This is a genomic window from Variovorax gossypii (genome assembly GCF_003965815.1).
Taxonomy (GTDB): Bacteria; Pseudomonadota; Gammaproteobacteria; order Burkholderiales; family Burkholderiaceae_C; genus Variovorax; species Variovorax gossypii.
This window is the reverse complement of sequence record NZ_RXOE01000010.1, coordinates 165,804-184,699: the sequence shown is the minus strand read 5'-3', so window position 1 is coordinate 184,699 and position 18,896 is coordinate 165,804. Positions and strand designations below refer to the sequence as shown.

The 18,896-nt window shown below is 66.9% G+C and carries 18 protein-coding genes; 15 read left to right on the top strand and 3 right to left on the bottom strand.

The window, feature by feature from the left end; translation table 11 throughout:
* Positions 1-12 precede the first annotated feature (12 nt).
* The 9 genes from EJP69_RS27205 (at position 13) to EJP69_RS27165 (ending at position 10,215) form a co-directional block, all read left to right on the top strand.
* Complete coding sequence (locus tag EJP69_RS27205; protein WP_093203732.1) at positions 13-345, top strand: NAD(P) transhydrogenase subunit alpha part 2; 333 nt, start codon at positions 13-15, stop codon at positions 343-345.
* On the top strand, positions 342-1,766 hold the full coding sequence (locus tag EJP69_RS27200; protein ID WP_093301531.1) for an NAD(P)(+) transhydrogenase (Re/Si-specific) subunit beta: 1,425 nt from the start codon (positions 342-344) through the stop codon (positions 1,764-1,766). The genes EJP69_RS27205 and EJP69_RS27200 overlap by 4 nt, the downstream gene beginning before the upstream one ends.
* Before the next feature lie 99 nt (positions 1,767-1,865).
* The gene (locus tag EJP69_RS27195) at positions 1,866-3,551 is read left to right on the top strand and encodes a long-chain-fatty-acid--CoA ligase (protein ID WP_126473428.1); all 1,686 of its coding nucleotides are present in this window, start codon (positions 1,866-1,868) and stop codon (positions 3,549-3,551) included.
* Positions 3,552-3,614: 63 nt separating this feature from the next.
* Positions 3,615-4,619 carry an ABC transporter permease subunit gene (locus EJP69_RS27190; RefSeq protein WP_093301533.1) on the top strand — a complete coding sequence of 335 codons (1,005 nt, stop codon included), beginning with the start codon at positions 3,615-3,617 and terminating at the stop codon, positions 4,617-4,619.
* Between the two features lie 4 nt (positions 4,620-4,623).
* The gene (locus EJP69_RS27185) at positions 4,624-5,529 is read left to right on the top strand and encodes an ABC transporter permease subunit (RefSeq protein WP_093203742.1); all 906 of its coding nucleotides are present in this window, start codon (positions 4,624-4,626) and stop codon (positions 5,527-5,529) included.
* A gap of 17 nt (positions 5,530-5,546) precedes the next feature.
* On the top strand, positions 5,547-6,572 hold the full coding sequence (locus EJP69_RS27180) for an ABC transporter ATP-binding protein (protein ID WP_093203745.1): 1,026 nt from the start codon (positions 5,547-5,549) through the stop codon (positions 6,570-6,572).
* Positions 6,569-7,615 carry a dipeptide ABC transporter ATP-binding protein gene (locus EJP69_RS27175; RefSeq protein WP_126473426.1) on the top strand — a complete coding sequence of 349 codons (1,047 nt, stop codon included), beginning with the start codon at positions 6,569-6,571 and terminating at the stop codon, positions 7,613-7,615. The genes EJP69_RS27180 and EJP69_RS27175 overlap by 4 nt, the downstream gene beginning before the upstream one ends.
* 73 nt (positions 7,616-7,688) lie before the next feature.
* A complete protein-coding gene (locus EJP69_RS27170; RefSeq protein WP_093203750.1) occupies positions 7,689-9,320 on the top strand; it encodes an ABC transporter substrate-binding protein in 1,632 nt (543 codons plus the stop codon).
* 151 nt (positions 9,321-9,471) lie between these two features.
* Positions 9,472-10,215, top strand: coding sequence for a 5'-methylthioadenosine/adenosylhomocysteine nucleosidase (locus EJP69_RS27165; RefSeq protein WP_240652305.1), 744 nt, complete (start codon positions 9,472-9,474; stop codon positions 10,213-10,215).
* On the opposite strand, the gene EJP69_RS27160 is transcribed toward EJP69_RS27165, so the two are convergent.
* Positions 10,208-10,972: a YoaK family protein gene (locus EJP69_RS27160; RefSeq protein ID WP_126473422.1), complete on the bottom strand. Its 765-nt coding sequence runs from the start codon at positions 10,970-10,972 to the stop codon at positions 10,208-10,210. The two genes, EJP69_RS27165 and EJP69_RS27160, sit on opposite strands and share 8 nt — an antisense overlap.
* A gap of 81 nt (positions 10,973-11,053) precedes the next feature.
* Positions 11,054-12,040 carry a magnesium/cobalt transporter CorA gene (gene corA / locus EJP69_RS27155; protein WP_093203758.1) on the bottom strand — a complete coding sequence of 329 codons (987 nt, stop codon included), beginning with the start codon at positions 12,038-12,040 and terminating at the stop codon, positions 11,054-11,056.
* 235 nt (positions 12,041-12,275) lie between these two features.
* Between corA and EJP69_RS27150 the strand changes: the two genes are divergently transcribed.
* The 4 genes from EJP69_RS27150 (at position 12,276) to hprK (ending at position 16,800) form a co-directional block, all read left to right on the top strand.
* Positions 12,276-14,396: an ATP-dependent helicase gene (locus EJP69_RS27150; protein ID WP_126473420.1), complete on the top strand. Its 2,121-nt coding sequence runs from the start codon at positions 12,276-12,278 to the stop codon at positions 14,394-14,396.
* 355 nt (positions 14,397-14,751) lie between these two features.
* Entirely contained in the window at positions 14,752-15,081 is a 330-nt protein-coding gene (gene hpf, locus EJP69_RS27145) for a ribosome hibernation-promoting factor, HPF/YfiA family (protein ID WP_019655573.1), read from the top strand.
* A gap of 193 nt (positions 15,082-15,274) precedes the next feature.
* Positions 15,275-15,742 carry a PTS sugar transporter subunit IIA gene (locus tag EJP69_RS27140; protein ID WP_019655574.1) on the top strand — a complete coding sequence of 156 codons (468 nt, stop codon included), beginning with the start codon at positions 15,275-15,277 and terminating at the stop codon, positions 15,740-15,742.
* 98 nt (positions 15,743-15,840) lie between these two features.
* Positions 15,841-16,800, top strand: a complete 960-nt coding sequence (gene hprK, locus EJP69_RS27135; RefSeq protein ID WP_093203763.1) for an HPr(Ser) kinase/phosphatase — start codon at positions 15,841-15,843, stop codon at positions 16,798-16,800.
* A gap of 57 nt (positions 16,801-16,857) precedes the next feature.
* Here the strand turns inward: hprK and fur are convergent, their stop codons facing one another.
* Complete coding sequence (gene fur, locus EJP69_RS27130) at positions 16,858-17,277, bottom strand: ferric iron uptake transcriptional regulator (RefSeq protein ID WP_093203766.1); 420 nt, start codon at positions 17,275-17,277, stop codon at positions 16,858-16,860.
* Positions 17,278-17,370: 93 nt separating this feature from the next.
* Between fur and EJP69_RS27125 the strand changes: the two genes are divergently transcribed.
* Both EJP69_RS27125 and dapB read left to right on the top strand, forming a co-directional pair.
* Positions 17,371-17,937, top strand: a complete 567-nt coding sequence (locus tag EJP69_RS27125; protein ID WP_093203768.1) for an outer membrane protein assembly factor BamE — start codon at positions 17,371-17,373, stop codon at positions 17,935-17,937.
* A gap of 109 nt (positions 17,938-18,046) precedes the next feature.
* The gene (dapB, locus tag EJP69_RS27120) at positions 18,047-18,892 is read left to right on the top strand and encodes a 4-hydroxy-tetrahydrodipicolinate reductase (protein WP_093203771.1); all 846 of its coding nucleotides are present in this window, start codon (positions 18,047-18,049) and stop codon (positions 18,890-18,892) included.
* Positions 18,893-18,896 lie beyond the last annotated feature (4 nt).

Genomic DNA, 18,896 nt, shown 5'->3' with positions numbered 1-18,896 from the left:
GAGGAGAAGAACATGGACATCGTCTCTCACACAGTCATCAACCTGATCATCTTCGTGCTGGCCATCTACGTCGGCTACCACGTCGTGTGGACCGTCACGCCAGCGCTGCATACGCCGCTGATGGCCGTGACCAACGCCATCTCGGCCATCGTGATCGTGGGCGCCATGCTGGCGGCCGCGCTCACCGACACGCCGCTGGGCAAGACCATGGGTGTGCTCGCCGTGGCGCTGGCCGCGGTGAACGTCTTCGGCGGCTTCCTCGTCACGCGGCGGATGCTGGAGATGTTCAAGAAGAAGGACAAGAAGGCCGCCCCCGCGGCCAACGCCGAGGGAGCCGCCAAGTGAGCATGAATCTCGTCACGCTGCTGTACCTCGTCGCCAGCATCTGCTTCATCCAGGCCCTGAAGGGCCTGAGCCATCCCACCACTTCGATCCGCGGCAACATCTTCGGCATGACCGGCATGGCGATCGCCGTGCTGACCACCGGCGCGCTGATCTACAAGCTCGCCAGCGGCAACCTCAACGGACTGGCCTACGTGCTGGTCGCGCTGGTCGCCGGCGGCGGCCTGGGCGCCTACATGGCCAACAAGGTCGAGATGACCAAGATGCCCGAGCTGGTCGCCTTCATGCACAGCATGATCGGCCTGGCCGCGGTGTTCATCGCGGTGGCCGCCGTGGCCGAGCCTCATGCCTTCGGCATCGCGCTCAAGGGTGATCCGATCCCGAGCGGCAACCGGCTCGAGTTGTTCCTGGGGGCGGCCATCGGCGCCATCACCTTCAGCGGCTCGGTCATCGCCTTCGGCAAGCTCTCGGGCAAGTACAAGTTCCGCCTGTTCCAGGGCGCGCCGGTGCAGTTCGCGGGCCAGCACATGCTCAACCTCGTGCTGGGCCTCGCGACCATCGGCCTGGGGCTGGTGTTCGTGTTCACCGAAAGCTGGCCGGCCTTCTTTGCGATGCTGGCGCTGGCCTTCGTGATGGGCGTGCTCATCATCATCCCGATCGGCGGCGCCGACATGCCGGTGGTGGTGTCGATGCTCAACAGCTACTCGGGCTGGGCGGCCGCGGGCATCGGCTTCAGCCTGAACAACGCGATGCTGATCGTGGCCGGCTCGCTGGTGGGCTCCTCGGGCGCGATCCTGAGCTACATCATGTGCAAGGCCATGAACCGCTCGTTCTTCAACGTGATCCTGGGCGGCTTCGGCGGCGACGCGACCGCGGCCACGGGCGGTGCGAAGGAGCAGCGCCCCGTGAAGAGCGGCAGCGCCGACGACGCGGCCTTCGTGCTCGGCAACGCCGAGACGGTGGTGATCGTGCCCGGCTACGGCCTGGCGGTCGCCCGTGCCCAGCACGCGGTGAAGGAACTCGCGCAGAAGCTCGTCGAGAAGGGCATCACCGTGAAGTACGCCATCCACCCGGTGGCGGGCCGCATGCCCGGCCACATGAACGTGCTGCTGGCCGAGGCCGAGGTGCCCTACGACCAGGTGTTCGAAATGGAAGACATCAACGGCGAGTTCGGCCAGGCCGATGTGGCGATCATCCTGGGCGCCAACGACGTCGTGAACCCTGCCGCGCACACCAAGGGCAGCCCGATCTACGGCATGCCGATCCTGGAGGCCTACAAGGCCAAGACCGTCATCGTCAACAAGCGCTCCATGGCCGCAGGTTATGCCGGCCTGGACAACGAGCTCTTCTACATGGACAAGACCATGATGGTCTTTGGCGATGCCAAAAAAGTAGTGGAAGATATGGGCAAGGCCATCGAATAGGCCGAAGGTCCCCGTCCGCGCAGCGGACGAGTTCTTCGCGGCGCCACTTCGTGCGCCGTTTTCGTTTTCAACAGTCCGACTCCCGGAGGAGACAAAACAATGACCGATCGTCCCTGGCTCAGCAGCTATCCGCAGGGCGTGCCTGCCGATATCGACGCCTCGCAGTACCCCTCGCTGGTCGCGCTCATGGAAGAGAGCTTCACGAAGTACGCGGACCGCACGGCCTACAGCTTCATGGGCAAGGACATCAGCTATGCCGAGACCGACAGGCAGAGCAAGTCGTTCGCGGGCTACCTGCAGGGCCTGGGCCTGGGCCTGGCCAAGGGAGACCGTGTCGCGGTCATGATGCCGAACTGCCCGCAGTACCCGGTCGCGGTCGCGGGCATCCTGCGCGCCGGCCTGATCCTGGTCAACGTGAACCCGCTGTACACGCCGCGCGAACTCGAGCACCAGCTCAAGGACTCGGGCGCGAAGGCCATCGTCATCATGGAGAACTTCGGCACCACGCTGCAGCAATGCATCGCGAGTACGCCGGTCAAGCACATCGTGCTGGCCTCCATGGGCGACCGCCTCGGCTTCCTGAAGGGCGCGCTCGTCAACTACGTGGTGCGCAACGTCAAGAAGCTGGTGCCTCCCTTCAGCCTGCCGGGCGCGGTGCGCTTCAACGACGCGCTCGACAAGGGCGCGAGTGCCTCGCCGAAGCCCGTGGCCATCGGCCCCGACGACGTGGCGGTGCTGCAATACACCGGCGGCACCACCGGCGTGTCGAAGGGCGCGGTGCTCCTGCATCGCAACGTGATCGCCAACGTGCTGCAGTCCGAGGCATGGAACGAGCCGGTCATGAACAAGGTGCCGGCCAACGAGCAGCCCACGGGCGTGTGCGCGCTGCCGCTGTATCACATCTTCGCGTTCACGGTCGGCATGATGCTGAGCATGCGTACGGGCGGCAAGCTGATCCTGATCCCGAATCCGCGCGACATTCCCGGCGTGCTGAAGGAACTCTCCAAGCACACCATCCACAGTTTCCCGGCCGTCAACACGCTGTTCAACGGCCTCGCGAACCATCCCGACTTCAACACCGTCAACTGGAAGAACCTCAAGGTCTCGGTCGGCGGCGGCATGGCGGTGCAGGCCGCAGTCGCGAAGCTCTGGCTCGAGAAGACCGGCTGCCCGATCTGCGAGGGCTACGGCCTCTCCGAAACCTCGCCCTCGGCCACCTGCAACCCGACCAACAGCACGGCCTACACCGGCACCATCGGCCTGCCGCTGCCGAGCACCTGGCTCAAGCTGCTCGACGACGACGGCAACGAAGTGCCCGTCGGCGAGCGCGGCGAAATCGCGATCAAGGGCCCGCAGGTGATGGCCGGCTACTGGCAGCGTCCCGACGAGACCGCCAAGGTCATGACGGCCGACGGCTACTTCAAGAGCGGCGACATCGGCGTGGTCGACGAGCGCGGCTACTTCAAGGTGGTCGACCGCAAGAAGGACATGATCCTGGTGTCGGGCTTCAACGTGTACCCGAACGAGATCGAGGATGTGGTCGCACTCATTCCGGGCGTGCTCGAGTGCGCCGCGGTCGGCGTGCCCGACGACAAGACCGGCGAGGCCGTGAAGCTCGTGATCGTGAAGAAAGACCCTTCACTCACCGAAGCGCAGGTGCGCGAATACTGCAGAGCAAACCTTACGGGTTACAAGCAGCCGCGCATCGTAGAGTTTCGTACCGACATGCCGAAGACGCCGGTCGGCAAGATCCTTCGCCGCGAGCTGCGCGACGCCAAGAAGTAAGTGCTGGAATAAGGGTTCGGCCCGGGTGGGGCCGAGGCATCGATCTTGCATATTCGCGGGTCGATGCTCAGGTTTGTCTTTACCCGTTTGAGTCTGTTGGTGCCGACCTTCTTCGGCATGACATTGCTCGCCTTCTTCCTCATCCGGCTCGTGCCGGGTGACCCTATCGAAACCATGGCCGGCGAGCGCGGAATCGACCCCGCGCGCCATGCCGAACTGCGCACCGCCTACGGCTTCGACAAGCCGGTGATCGTGCAGTACGGCATCTACATCGCCCGCGTGCTGCACGGCGATCTCGGCAAGTCGCTCATCACGCAGGACACGGTGATGAGCGAGTTCCTCTCGCTCTTCCCGGCCACGGTCGAGCTCGCGGTGTGCGCAATTCTCTTCGCGCTGCTGCTCGGCCTGCCGGCCGGCATCCTCGCGGCGGTGCGGCGCAATTCCATCTTCGACCACGGCGTGATGGCCACCTCGCTCACCGGCTACTCGATGCCGATCTTCTGGTGGGGGCTGCTGCTGATCCTGTTCTTCTCGGTGCAGCTCGGATGGACGCCCGTGTCGGGCCGCATCGCGGTGCAGTACTACGTCGAGCCCGACACCGGCTTCCTGCTGATCGACGCACTGCGCGCCGGCGACACCGGCGCCTTCTGGTCGGCGCTGCATCACCTCGTGCTGCCGGCCGTGGTGCTCGGCACCGTGCCGCTCGCGGTCATCGCTCGCATGACGCGCTCGGCCATGCTCGAGGTGCTGGGCGAGGACTACATCCGCACCGCGCGCGCCAAGGGCCTCTCGCGCTTGCGCGTGGTGGGGCTGCATGCGCTGCGCAATGCGCTCATTCCGGTCGTGACCGTCATCGGCCTGCAGGTGGGCGTGCTCTTCACGGGCGCGATCCTCACCGAGACCATCTTCTCCTGGCCCGGCGTCGGCAAGTGGCTCATCGAGGCCATCGGCCGGCGCGACTATCCGGTGCTGCAGGGCGGCATGCTGCTGCTCGGCGGCATCGTGATGCTCGTGAATCTTCTCGTCGACGTGGCTTACGGCGTCATCAATCCCCGCATCCGGCGCTGAGCTCATGGCCTCGACACAGATCATTTCGAACGGCGTGAAAAGCGCCGCCCCTCCCGGCCCCTGGCGCGAATTCTGGACGGCCTTTTCGGCCAACCGCGGCGCGGTCATCGGGCTCGCCACCATCGTCGTGCTGCTGCTGGTCGCGCTGTTCGCACCGTGGATCGCGCCGCACGCACCCAACGAGACCAACAGCGCCGCCTTCCTGCAGCCGCCGGCGTGGCAGCAGGGCGGCTCGATGAGCTACCTGCTGGGCACCGACGCCATCGGCCGCGACATTCTTTCGCGGCTCATGTACGGCGCGCGCCTGTCGCTGTCGATCGGCGTCGCGGTGGTGGCGCTGTCGGTGGTCGTCGGCATCGTGCTCGGCCTGATCGCGGGCTTCTTCCGCGGCGTGCTCGAGATCGCGATCATGCGGCTGATGGACATCGTGCTCACGCTGCCCAGCCTGCTGCTGGCCATCGTGATCGTCGCGATCCTCGGGCCGGGGCTCATCAACGCGATGCTCGCGGTGGCCATCGTGGTGCTGCCGCACTACGTGCGCATCACGCGCGCCGCCGTCATCGCCGAGGTTTCGCGCGACTACGTGACCGCCGCGCGCGTGAGCGGCGCCGGCACGCTGCGGCTGATGTTCAGCGAGGTGCTGCCCAACTGCGCCGCGCCGCTGATCGTGCAGGCTTCGCTCGGCATCTCCACCGCCATCCTCGACGCGGCGGCGCTTGGCTTCCTCGGCCTTGGCGCGCAGCCGCCTTCGCCCGAGTGGGGAACGATGCTGGCCGACGCGCGCGAATTCGTGCTGCGCGCATGGTGGGTGGTCACCTTCCCCGGCATGGCGATCCTCGCGGCCGTGCTGGCTTTCAATCTTCTGGGCGACGGCCTGCGCGATGCGCTGGACCCCAAGCTCAAGCGCTGAAGCAAAGGAGAGAAAAGATGCCTTTGCTTGACATCAAGGATCTGCACGTCGAGTTCCCGACTCAAGGGGGCGTGTTGCATGCGGTAGACGGCGTGAGCCTCAGTCTCGAAGAAGGCGAGGTGCTCGGCATCGTCGGCGAATCGGGCTCGGGCAAGAGCGTCACGATGATGGCGCTGATGGGCCTCGTCGGCTTTCCGGGCCGCGTGCGCGCGGACCACATGCGCTTCGCGGGCAACGACCTGCTCGGCATTTCCGACAAGGCGCGCCGTTCGCTGGTCGGCAAGGAAGTCGCGATGATCTTCCAGGAGCCGACCACCAGCCTCAACCCCTGCTTCACCATCGGCTTCCAGCTGATGGAGACGCTGCGGCTGCACCTGAAGCTCGACAAGCGCGAAGCAAAGAAACGCGCCACCGAACTGCTGGAGCAGGTCGGCATTCCGGCAGCGTCATCGCGCCTGGGCAGCTTTCCGCACCAGCTCTCGGGCGGCATGAACCAGCGCGTGATGATCGCGATGGCCATTGCCTGCAACCCGCGCCTGCTGATCGCCGACGAGCCGACCACCGCGCTAGACGTGACCATCCAGGCGCAGATCCTCGACCTGCTGCGCGACCTGCAGAAGGAGCGCGGCATGGCGCTGGTGCTCATCACGCACAACATGGGCGTGGTCAGCGAGATGGCGCAGCGCATCGCCGTGATGTACGCGGGCCAGGTGATGGAGCACCAGCGCGTCGATAGGCTCTTCGCCTCGCCGCAGCATCCCTACACCGAGGCGCTGCTCGCGGCGCTGCCCGAGCGCGCCGCGCCCGAGGGGCGGCTCGCCACCATCAGCGGCGTGGTGCCCGGCGTGCACGACCGGCCGGCAGGCTGCCTGTTCGCGCCGCGCTGCGGTTACGTCACCGAGCGCGCCTGCCAGGTGCGGCCGGCGCTGAGGGAATCGCATGGTGCCGAGGTGCGCTGCCACTTTCCGCTCGGCGATCCTGGGCGCAGGGAGGCGATCGCGAGCGATCCGCCGAAGCGGCAGGCCGCAGAGGTGGCGGCATGAGCGCGGCATCCACCCATGCTTCGACCGAAGTGGTCGTCGAGGCGAAGAACCTCCAGCGCACCTACGACGTCCGCCGCGGGCTGTTCCGCGCGCCTTCGCACCTGCGTGCCGTGGGCGACATTTCCTTTCGCATCGAGCGCGGCCGCACGCTGGCCGTGGTCGGCGAATCGGGCTGCGGCAAGTCGACGCTGGCGCGCATGGTCTCGCTGATCGAGAAGCCGACGGCAGGCCAGCTCACGCTGGTCGGCGCCGATGCGGTCGACACGCCCGCCGAGCGCAAGCGGGAGCTGCGCCAGGCGGTGCAGCTGGTGTTCCAGAACCCGTACGGCTCGCTCAATCCGCGCAAGAAGATCTCGACGGTGCTCGAGGATCCGCTGGCCATCAACACGAGCATGGGCAAGCCCGAGCGCGCCGCGAAGGCCCGCGACATGCTCGCGCGCGTGGGCCTGCGGCCCGAGTACGCCAATCGCTATCCGCACATGTTCTCGGGCGGGCAGCGCCAGCGCATCGCCATCGCGCGCGCGCTGATGCTGAACCCGCGCCTGCTGGTGGCCGACGAGCCGGTGTCGGCGCTCGACGTGTCGATCCAGGCGCAGGTGCTCAACCTGCTGGCCGACCTGCAGGCCGAGCTGGGCCTCGCGTATCTCTTCATCTCGCACGACCTCGGCGTGGTGCGGCACATCGCGCACGACGTGCTCGTGATGTACCTCGGCCACGCGGTGGAACAGGGTCCGAAGTCGCGCATCTTCGCGCGACCGCTGCATCCCTACACGCAGGCGCTGCTGGCCTCGACGCCGGGCCTGAGCAGCCAGCGCATCGTGCTCAAGGGCGAGCTGCCGTCGCCGCTGAATCCGCCGTCGGGCTGCGTGTTCAGCACGCGCTGCCCGCATGTGGAGCCGCGCTGCCGCGAGGAAAGGCCGCTGCCGCGCATGCTCGACGAGCGGCTGGTGGCCTGCCACTTTTCAGAGAAGTTCCTCGAAGGCGCGCCATTGGTGCGTGCCGATGTTCCCTCCGCCGCCATCGCGATGGCGACGAATTCCTAGTGTCCTTTCCGTTTCAGTTTCCGCTTTCGTTTCCGTTCTCGCAGTTTTTTCAACCGTGTATCAAGGAGTCCACATGAAGACCCAGCCCACCGTTTCGCGCCGCTCACGAAGCCTGGCGCTCCTGGCACCGACAGCGCTTGCAGCCCTTACCCTGGCCTGCGGCGCGGTGTCCGCCAAGACGCTGGTGTATTGCTCGGAAGGCAGTCCCGAGAATTTCTATCCGGGGATGAACACCACCGGCACCTCGTTCGACGTGACCACGCAGGTCTACAACACCATCGTCGAGTTCGAGCGCGGCGGCACCAAGGTCGTGCCCGGCCTCGCCGAGAAATGGGACATCTCGGCCGACGGCACGGTCTACACCTTCCACCTGCGCAAGGGCGTGAAGTGGCACACCACGAGCAAGAGCTTCAAGCCTACGCGCGACTTCAACGCCGACGACTTCATCTTCATGCTGGAGCGGCAGTGGAAGGAGAGCGACCCCTTCTTCAAGGTGACGAGCCAGAACCACTCGTACTTCAACGACATGGGCATGCCCAAGCTGCTGAAGACGGTGGACCGCATCGACGACTACACCGTGAAGATCGTGCTGAACCAGCCCGAGGCGCCGTTCCTCGCGAACCTGGCGATGCAGTACGCGGGCATCCAGTCGAAGGAATACGCCATCGCGATGCTGAAGGCCGGCACGCCCGAGAAGGTCGACCAGGACCCGATCGGCACCGGCCCCTTCTACCTGGTGCAGTACCAGAAGGACGCGATCATCCGCTTCAAGGCCTTCCCGCAGTACTGGGGCGGCAAGGCCAAGATCGACGACCTCGTGTTCGCGATCACGCCCGACGCGTCGGTGCGCTGGGCCAAGCTGCAGAAGGGCGAGTGCCACGTCATGCCGTACCCGAACCCGGCCGACCTCGACGCGATCCGCAAGGACCCGAACGTGCAGCTGCTGGAGCAGCCCGGCCTGAACGTGGGCTACCTCTCGTACAACACGACGAAGAAGCCCTTCGACGACGTGCGCGTGCGCAAGGCCATCAACATGGCGATCAACAAGAAGGCCATCATCGACGGCGTGTACCTGTCGACCGGCGTGGCGGCGAAGAACCCGATCCCGCCGACCATGTGGTCCTACAACGACGCGGTGAAGGACGACCCGTATGACCCCGAAGCCGCGAAGAAGCTGCTGGCGCAGGCCGGCTTCCCCGACGGCTTCTCGACCGACCTGTGGGCCATGCCGGTGCAGCGCCCTTACAACCCGAACGCCAAGCGCATCGCCGAGCTGATGCAGGCCGACCTGGCCAAGATCAACGTCAAGGCCGAGATCAAGAGCTTCGAGTGGGGCGAGTACCGCAAGCGCTTGCAGGCCGGCGAGCACCAGATGGGCATGCTGGGCTGGACCGGCGACAACGGCGACCCCGACAACTTCCTCTACACGCTGCTGGGCTGCTCGTCGGCCAAGTCGGCCAGCGGCAGCAACATCTCGAAGTTCTGCTACCAGCCGTACGAAGACCTCGTGGTGAAGGCCAAGAGCGCGACCAAGCAGGCCGACCGCGACGCGCTCTACAAGAAGGCCCAGCTGATCTTCAAGGAGCAGGCACCGTGGTTCACCATCGCGCACGCGGTGCAGCTGAAGCCGGTGCGCAAGGAAGTGATCGACTTCAAGCTCAGCCCCTTCGGCCGCCACACCTTCTACGGCGTGGACATCAAGTAAACCCCCCAGGCTTCGCGCACTTCGTGTCGCTACGCCAACCCCCTTGCAGGGGGCAACACCTGCGGCCCGGCAAAGCCGGTTCCGCGGTGTTCCTGGAAAGAGAAGTAGCTTGAGCTCTCTGTCACGCGCGCCCATCGCCATCGTCGCGGCCATGCACGAGGAGTTGGGCGCGCTCCTCGCGCTGATGCCCGACGAGCAGCGCGTTCGCGTCCCGGGCCGCGACTTCTGGGTGGGCCATCTGCATGGCCAGCCGGTGGTCGCGGTGCTGTCGCGCATCGGCAAGGTCGCCGCGGCAATCACGGCCACTGTGCTGCTGGAGCGCTTCGGCGTGCGGGCCATCGTGTTCACCGGCGTCGCGGGCGGGCTTGCGCCGGGCGTGAACGTAGGTGACGTGGTGGTCGCGACGCAGCTGCTGCAGCACGACCTCGATGCCTCGCCGATCTTCCCGAAGTACGAGGTGCCGTTGATGGGCCTGTCGCGCTTCGCGGCCGATGCGACCATGGCCGATGCACTGGCGGCGGTTGCCGAAACGACGCTGCGCGATCCGGTGGCATTGCTGGGGCAGGAGGCCGTCGACGAGTTCGGCCTTCGTTCGCCGAGGGTGCATCGCGGCCTGCTGGTGAGCGGCGACAGGTTCGTCTCGACCACCGCCGAGAGCGCGGCGCTGCAGCGCGCCTTGCCGGATGCGCTCGCGGTCGAGATGGAAGGTGCGTCGGTGGCGCAGGTGTGCCATGACTACGGCGTGCCCTTCGCGGCGATGCGGACGATCTCCGACCGGGCCGACGATGCCGCGCACGGCGACTTCTCACGCTTCGTCGTCGCGGTGGCGAGCCGCTACAGCCTCGCGCTCGTCGATGCGTGGCTGGCTTCGTTGTCGCCGCGGGAGCTCAGCTGAGCGAGGGCGTGCGGCGGCGCGGAATGTCGCGCAGCAGCGGCGGGATCGACAGCGCGAGCAGCAGCGCGGCCAGCGGCACCACGCAGACGAAGCCCACGTACTTGAAGCCCAGCGCGCCCACCGCGCCGCCGAGCACGAACATGCCGACCAGACCGCCGGCGCGGCGCATGCGGCTGCGGTCGTGGCGCACGACAAGGGCCGGCGACGGTGCCGACTTCGAGCGGCGGTTCCAGTAGAGCATCTTGCCGATCTCGATGCCCATGTCGGTGATGTTGCCGGTCATGTGGGTGGTGCGGATGCTGCCGCCCGAGGTCTTGGACGCCACCGCGTTCTGCAGGCCCATGATGAAGGACAGCAGCAGCACGGTGAGCGGCACCGCGAACGGCGTCGCCCAGGTCAGCGTGATGGCGCCCATGAGCCCGAAGGGAAACATCAGCGCCGCCTCGAGCATCAGCGGCAGTGCGTACACGCCGTGCATGCGGTGCTGCCGGCCCCAGTTCACGAGCACCGCGCAGACGGCCGCGCCGGTCACGAAGGCCAGGATCGCGCCCAGCGCATTCAGCAGCAGCTTGACGTTTCCCAGCACCATGCCGTCCGCCAGCTGAGAGGCGAAGCCGGTCATGGGCGAGGTGTACATGTGCAGCACGAGGAAGCCGCCCGCATTGACGGCGCCGGCGTTGAAGGCCAGCAGCAGGCCCAGCGCGGCGTTGGTGGACGGCGCGCGATGGCGGTTGGTGAGGAAACGAAGTCTGCGCACTGTGGCTCTCCGGTCAGCGCCTGGCTGCCGGCCACTCTAGCACCCCGGGGCCGGGGGCCGGCCCCCGCCCGTTGCTCGTGCCTACTTCAGCCAGCCGCGCCGGCGGAAGTACCACATGGGCACCAGCGCGCTGGCCGCCATCAGCACGATGGCATACGGGTAGCCCATGGCCCAGTCGAGCTCGGGCATGAACTTGAAGTTCATGCCGTAGATGCTGGCGATCAGCGTCGGCGGCAGCAGCGCGACGCTGGCCACCGAGAAGATCTTGATGGTCTTGTTCTGGTTGATGTTGATGAAACCGACGGTCGCATCCATCAGGAAGTTGATCTTGTCGAACAGGAAGGCCGTGTGGTTGTCCAGCGACTCGATGTCGCGCAGGATCTGGCGCGCTTCCTCGAACTGCTCGGCGTTGAGCATCTTGCTGCGCATCATGAAGCTGACCGCGCGGCGCGTGTCCATCACGTTGCGGCGGATGCGGCCGTTCAGGTCTTCCTGCCGGGCGATGGCGCCGAGAACCTCGCCGGCCAGCTCGTCGCTGACGTTGCCCGAGAGCACTTTCTTGCTGGCCGCCTCGAGTTCGTCGTAGATGTTCTCCAGCGAGTCGGCCGAATACTCGGCATCGGCGTCGAAGAGCTTGAGCATGACTTCCTTGGCGTCCTCGATCAGCCCCGGCGCGCGGCGCGCGCGCATGCGCAGCAGGCGGAACACGGGCACGTCCTCGTCGTGGATCGAGAACAGCACGCCGCGGCTGCGCAGGTCGGTGTTGTGCTGGTTGAGGATGAAGGCGACGCGCACCGCGCGCGGGGCCTCGTCGTCGTCGATCAGGAAGTCGGAGCGGATGTGCAGCTCGCCGTTGTCTTCCTCGTAGAAGCGGGCCGACTCCTCGATGTCCTCGTCCATCGCGTCTTCGGGAATGGACAGGCCGTAGTACTGCTTGATCCAGCGCTTTTCCTCGAGCGTGGGCGATTCGAGGTCGACCCAGATCGGCTGGAACTTGGAGAGCTCTTCGAGGGCCTCGATCTCTTCCTGGACGAGGCGGCCGTTGGCGAGCGTGAAGATGTTGAGCATTGGGCTCACTCCCGGAGATGACTGGACGGTGGGCGAGGGGAGGGGCGCTTTCAATTCCCCGGCCCGACGTGCGCAGGAAGCGCAGAAAAGGCGTCAGCGAAAGGGAGTTGAAAGCTGCCGAGACGGGGCGGTTTCCATAGGAAAAATCTCCGGTTGCAGCGAGGCGCGATTATGTCACCGCTCATATGTCGACGAGGTGGCCGGACTGGACGGGCATACAGTAAAGTCGTGCGCCATGCAGACCACTGCGCTCCCCGTTTTTCCGGCCGTGCCGAAGACCCAGGCCGAACGCCTGGCCGACGCGCTCGCCTCGCTCAACGAGGCGCAGCGCGCGGCGGTCGAGCACGGCGTGAGCGCGGCCACCGCCGGGCGCGACGAGCGGCCGCTGCTCGTCATCGCGGGCGCCGGCTCGGGCAAGACCAGCACGCTGGCGCACCGCGTCGCAACCCTCATCGCCGGCGGCGTCGATCCGCAGCGCCTGCTGCTGCTGACCTTCTCCCGCCGTGCCGCGCAGGAGATGGAGCGCCGCGCCGGCCGGGTGCTGGCGCAGGTGCTGGGCCTGAAGTCCGAGGCGCCGCCCGCGCTGCCCTGGGCGGGCACCTTCCACGGCGTCGGCGCGCGGCTGCTGCGCGAGTACGCGCCGCAGATCGGGCTCGACGAGAACTTCACCATCCACGACCGCGGCGACGCCGAAGACCTGATGGGGCTGGTGCGCCACGAGCTCGGCCTGTCTTCCACCGTCAACCGCTTTCCGCGCAAGGGCACCTGCCTGTCGATCTACTCGCGCTGCGTGAACACCCGCGCGCCGCTGGCCGATGTGCTGAAGGAGGCCTTTCCCTGGTGCGACGAATGGGAGGCCGAGCTGAAGAAGCTGTTCGGCGCGTATGTCGAGGCCAAGCAGCGGCAGAACGTGCTCGACTACGACGACCTGCTGCTCTACTGGGCCGAGATGGCCACCGAACCCGCGCTGGCCGCGCACATCGGCGGGCGCTTCGACCATGTGCTGGTCGACGAGTACCAGGACACCAACCTGCTGCAGGCCTCGATCCTGCTGGCGCTCAAGCCCGACGGGCGCGGCGTGACGGTGGTGGGGGACGACGCGCAGTCGATCTATTCCTTTCGCGGCGCCACGGTGCGCAACATCCTCGACTTCCCTTCGCAGTTCGCGCAGGAGGCGCGCGTGGTCACGCTGGAGCGCAACTACCGCTCGACGCAGCCGATCCTCGACGTGTCGAATCGCGTGATCGCGCAGGCCGCCGAGCGGCATGCCAAGACGCTGTGGACCGACAAGCCCTCGGCCGGCAAGCCGCTGCTGGTGCTCGTGCCCGACGAGGCCGGGCAGGCGCGCTGGGTGGCAGACAAGGTGCTGGCGCATCGCGAGGGCGGGCTGGCGCTGAAGTCGCAGGCAGTGCTGTTCCGCACCTCGACGCACAGCGCGGCGCTCGAGCTCGAGCTGGCGCGGCGCAACATCCCGTTCGTGAAGTTCGGCGGGCTCAAGTTTCTCGAGGCCTCGCACGTGAAGGACCTGCTCGCGGTGCTGCGCTTCGCGCAGAACCCGCGCGGGCGCATGGCGGGGTTCCGGGTGACGCAGCTGATACCGGGCATCGGCCCCGCCACCAGCGCACGCCTGCTCGACGCGATGGAGCAGGCCGCCGACCCGGCCGCCGCCGTGCGCGAGTTCGTGCCGCCTTCGGCCGCCCGCGCGCAATGGGCCGACTTCGTCGACGCCTATGCCGCCCTGCGCGCGCCGGGGCTCAAGTGGCCGGCCGACGTCGAGCTGGCGATGGACTGGTACCTGCCGCACCTGGAGCGCCTGTACGAGGACACCTCCGGCGTGCGGCGCGCCGACGTGGAACAGCTCGCGCGCCTCGCGGCCGGGTATGCCTCGCGCGAGCGCTTCCTCACCGAACTCACGCTCGATCCGCCCGAAGCCACCAGCGACCGGCCGGGGCCGCCGCTGCTCGACGAGGACTACCTGATCCTCTCCACCATCCACTCGGCAAAGGGGCAGGAGTGGAACTCGGTGCACGTGCTCAACGTGGTCGACGGCTGCCTGCCGGCCGACGTGGCGCAGAGCGCGCACGAGCTGGAAGAGGAGCGCCGGCTGCTCTACGTCGCGATGACCCGGGCCCGCGACCACCTGCACCTGCTGGTGCCGCAGCGCTTCTACGTCACGCAGCAGGCGGCGCGAGGCGACAGGCACATGTACGCCAACCGCACGCGCTTCATCGCCGACGCCGACCTGGAAGGCTTCGAGCAGCAGACCTGGCCGCCTCCGCCCGAGCGGGCACCGGCCGTGCCGCCGCCCAGCGCGGTGATCGACCTGCGAAACAGGATGCGCGCTGCCTGGCGCTGAGCGGGCGGCTGCATGAGCGGGCAGGGCGGCTGGCCCTTCCGGCGGCAGGGTCACCGGCCGCGCGGCGCTGAAACACTTGTTTCGAACGCGCGGCATCGCCAGCCCCGCGCGTGCCCGCAGCTATCGATTCGCTAGCGTGTGAAAAGCTGCTCAAGAGGCGGCAAAACCCCGGGCAACTCAGGTATTGCAATACCGTGACAGCTTGGGCATAGTGAATCGACCGTCCCCTCTTTCTCCTCTTCTTCCCCTCCCCCTTCCTCCCTTTCCCTACCCCCAAGAGAACTCCCGTTTCGCCGGCCAAACCGCATCCTGCGGCGCGGTCATTTCCCCAACCGTCAATTCCAGGAGGTCATTCATGAATTTGACGATCAGCGGTCATCACCTCGACGTCACACCTGCCTTGCGCACCTACGTCACGAGCAAGCTGGACCGGGTCATCCGACATTTCGACCAGGTGGTCGATGTAAAGGTGATCCTCACGGTGGAAAAGCAGAAGGAAAAGGAACGCCGCCAAAGGGCGGAATGCAACATCCACGTCAAGGGCAATGACATGTTCGCGGAGTCGAGCCACGCTGATCTCTACGCTGCGGTCGATGAACTGGTCGACAAGCTCGACCGCCAGGTGGTGCGCCACAAGGACCGCCTGCAGGACCACCATCACGCGGCACCCAAGCGCCTGATGTAAGAGAGAGCCCCAGGGCTCGCATCGAAGGCCGCCTCAGGGCGGCCTTTCGTTTTTCCGACTGTGACGCTGGGTCTTTTGGCAGGCGCCCAGAGGAGAGCACGAGGCCTCTGGGCAACATGTAGACAGAAAGTAAATAGGGGGACTGGGGGTTTTTACCAAGCGGGTGCATAATCGCCCCCGCTCTGCACCCACCATGAATCGCCTCGCGTCCATCCTGCCGCCCGCTCAAGTGCTCGTGAGCGTTGACGCTACCAGCAAGAAACGTGCTTTCGAAGAAGCCGGCCTGCTGTTCGAAAGCCTTCACGGTCTGGGCCGTGCCCTCATCACCGACAGCCTCTTCGCGCGCGAGCGCCTCGGCTCCACCGGCCTGGGTCACGGCGTCGCCATTCCGCATGGCCGCATCAAGGGCCTCAAGTCGCCGATGGCAGCCGTGTTCCAGCTGGCCAATCCCATCGGCTTCGACGCCCCCGACGAGCAACCCGTCGCACTCCTGATCTTCCTGCTGGTGCCTGAAGCGGCCACGCAGAAGCACCTCGAAATCCTTTCCGAAATCGCCGAACTGCTGAGCGACGCCAGCCTGCGCGAACAGATCAAGTCCAGCACCGACGCAACTGCCTTGCACGACCTCATTGCCGGCTGGCAATCCACCCAGGTCGCCTGAGCGCATGCGTCGGCGCGCGCGGCTGCTGATAAGCTGCGCGGCTCCTTCTTCCCTCATTCCAACGCAATGCCGGCGCCCGCGCGCCGTCTCCTGAACGCATGAAGCCGACAGTCATCAGTGCCGATGCCATGTTCGAGGAGTTCCGTGGCTCGCTCCGGTGGGAATGGCTCGCGGGGCTGGGCGCCTCGGAGCGCCAGTTCGACCCCGAGGTCATCAGCCGGGCCCAGTCGGCCGCGGACCTGGTCGGCTACCTCAACTACATCCACCCGTACCGCGTGCAGATCCTCGGCGCCCGCGAGGTGGCCTACCTCACGCGCGGCAGCGAGGAAGACTGCGCGCGGCGCATCGCCCGCATCGTCACGCTGGAGCCGCCGATGCTGGTGCTGGCCGACGGCCAGGCCGCGCCCGACGAGCTGCTGTCGATCTGCGAGCGCGCGCAGCTGCCGCTCTTCGCCACGCGCGAGTCGTCGGCCTTCGTGATCGACCTGCTGCGCGCCTACCTGTCCAAGCACTTCGCCGAGCGCACCTCGATGCACGGCGTGTTCATGGACATCCTGGGCATGGGCGTGATGATCACGGGCGAGTCGGGCCTGGGCAAGAGCGAGCTGGGGCTGGAGCTGATCTCGCGCGGCAACGGCCTCGTGGCCGACGACGCGGTCGATCTCTACCGCATCAACCAGAACACCATCGAGGGGCGCTGCCCCGACCTGCTGCTGAACCTGCTCGAGGTGCGCGGCATCGGCCTGCTGGACATCCGCGCGATCTTCGGCGAGACGGCGGTGCGCCGGAAGATGCGGCTGAAGCTCATCGTGCACCTCGTGCGGCGCGACAGCTTCGAGCGCGACTACGAGCGCATGCCTTCGGCTCCGCTCACCCAGGACGTACTGGGCATCCCGGTGCGCAAGGTCATCATCCAGGTGGTGGCCGGGCGCAACATCGCCGTGCTGGTGGAAGCGGCGGTGCGCAACTCGATCCTGCAGCTGCGCGGCATCGACACGTACGCCGACTTCGTGGCGCGGCACCACAAGGCGATGGAAAACTCCCGCGACGGGGATTGATCGGTTCCGGCGGCCGCCGCCGGGCCGCGTTTCCTTTTCCCGTTTTCCTGCTTCGTATCAGCGCTTCTTGGCGCAATCTCCGCAAAGACCGTAGAGGGACATGGCGTGGTCCTGCAGGATCCAGCCCTTGTCCTTGGCGACCATCTGCTGGCGGCGCTCGATCTCGGCGTCGTAGAACTCCTCGACCTTGCCGCAGGAGGTGCACACCAGGTGGTCGTGGTGGGTGCCTTCGTTCAGCTCGTAGACCGCCTTGCCGCTCTCGAAGTGGCTGCGCTCCAGGATGCCGGCCTGCTCGAACTGGGTGAGCACCCGGTAGACCGTGGCCAGGCCGATGTCGGAATGTTCGTTGAGCAGCACGCGGAACACGTCTTCCGCCGTCATGTGCCGCTGGCTGCCGGTCTGGAAGATCTCCAGGATCTTCAGGCGCGGGAGGGTGGCCTTGAGGCCGGTATTCTTCAGTTCGTCGATGTTGGCCATGTTGGTTCCTGCGCCCCGGAGGGCTGCGGCTAAAGGCCCCGAAAAGGCCAGCCGCTACAATGGCCGATCATATCGCTACCCCCTTTTCCTCCCATGCCTGCCAACTTCCAACGCCGGCCCTGGCTGCTGGCTGTCGCCGTCGCGGCAACGCTCGGCCTCGGTGCCTGCAGTGGTTTCACCGAGCGCACGCGTGGCGCGCTGGCCGCCGTAACCCCCTACAAAGTCGAGGTGGTTCAGGGCAATTTCGTGTCGAAGGAACAGGTCGCGGCGCTCAAGCCGGGCATGTCCCGCCAGCAGGTTCGTGAAATCCTCGGTACCTCGCTGCTGAACGACGTTTTCCACGCCAACCGCTGGGACTACGTCTTCACCATCCGACGCCAGGGCGTCGACCCGCAGGAACGCCGCCTGACCGTGTTCTTCAACGGCGAGATCATGGACCGCTTCCAGGGCGACGAGATGCCCAGCGAGGAAGAATTCGTCGCCACGCTCGACACCCGCAAGAAATCCGGCAAGGTGCCCGCGCTCGAGGCCTCGGAAGACGAGCTCAAGAAATACGCCCCCAAGGACGACGAGAAGAAGGCCGATGCCTCCAAGGGCTCGTCGTCGGCTTCCCTGCCGCCGCTGCCGGCCGCCTACCCCCCGCTCGAAGCCGCGCGCTGAGCGCGCAGGAGCATCGGCGGCTGCGGGCGGCGCCCGCCAGTCGGGCGGCGTCCGTTCCGTGTCCATGCATGCCATTGGCCGTTTCGAAATTCCCGAAGACTGAACCAGCGTGACCGAATCCACCTCCACTCCCACCAGCAATTCCGCCTCCGCGCCGCGCCGTGTCGCCATCGCCGGGGCATCGGGCCGCATGGGCCACATGCTGATCGAGGCCGTGCGCAACGCGCCCGACCTGCGCCTGGCCGGCGCCCTCGACATCGCCGGCAGCCCGGCCCTCGGCGCCGATGCCGGCGCCTTCCTGGGCTTCGACAGCGGCGTGTCCATCGTGTCCGACCTGCGCGCCGGCCTGAAGGACGCGCAGGTGCTCATCGACTTCACCCGCCCCGAGGGCACGCTCGCGCATCTCGCGGTCTGCCGCGAACTGGGCGTGCAGGCCGTCATCGGCACCACCGGCTTCAGCGACGCCCAGAAGGCCGAGATCGCCGAGATCGCGAAGGACATCGCGATCATGATGGCGCCCAACATGAGCGTGGGCGTCAACGTCACCTTCAAGCTGCTCGAGATGGCGGCCAAGGCCATGGCGACCGGCTACGACATCGAGATCATCGAGGCGCACCACCGCCACAAGGTCGACGCGCCCTCGGGCACCGCGCTCAAGATGGGCGAGGTCATCGCCGACGCGCTGGGCCGCGACCTCAAGGACTGCGCCGTCTATGCCCGCGAGGGCATCACCGGCGAGCGCGACCCGTCCACCATCGGCTTCTCGGCCATCCGCGGCGGCGACATCGTGGGCGACCACACCGTGCTGTTCGCCGGCACCGGCGAGCGCATCGAGATCACCCACAAGTCGTCGAGCCGCGTCACGTATGCACAGGGCAGCCTGCGTGCGGTGCGCTTCCTGGCCGGGCAGCGCGCGGGCCTGTTCGACATGTACGACGTGCTCGGCCTGCGCTGACCGC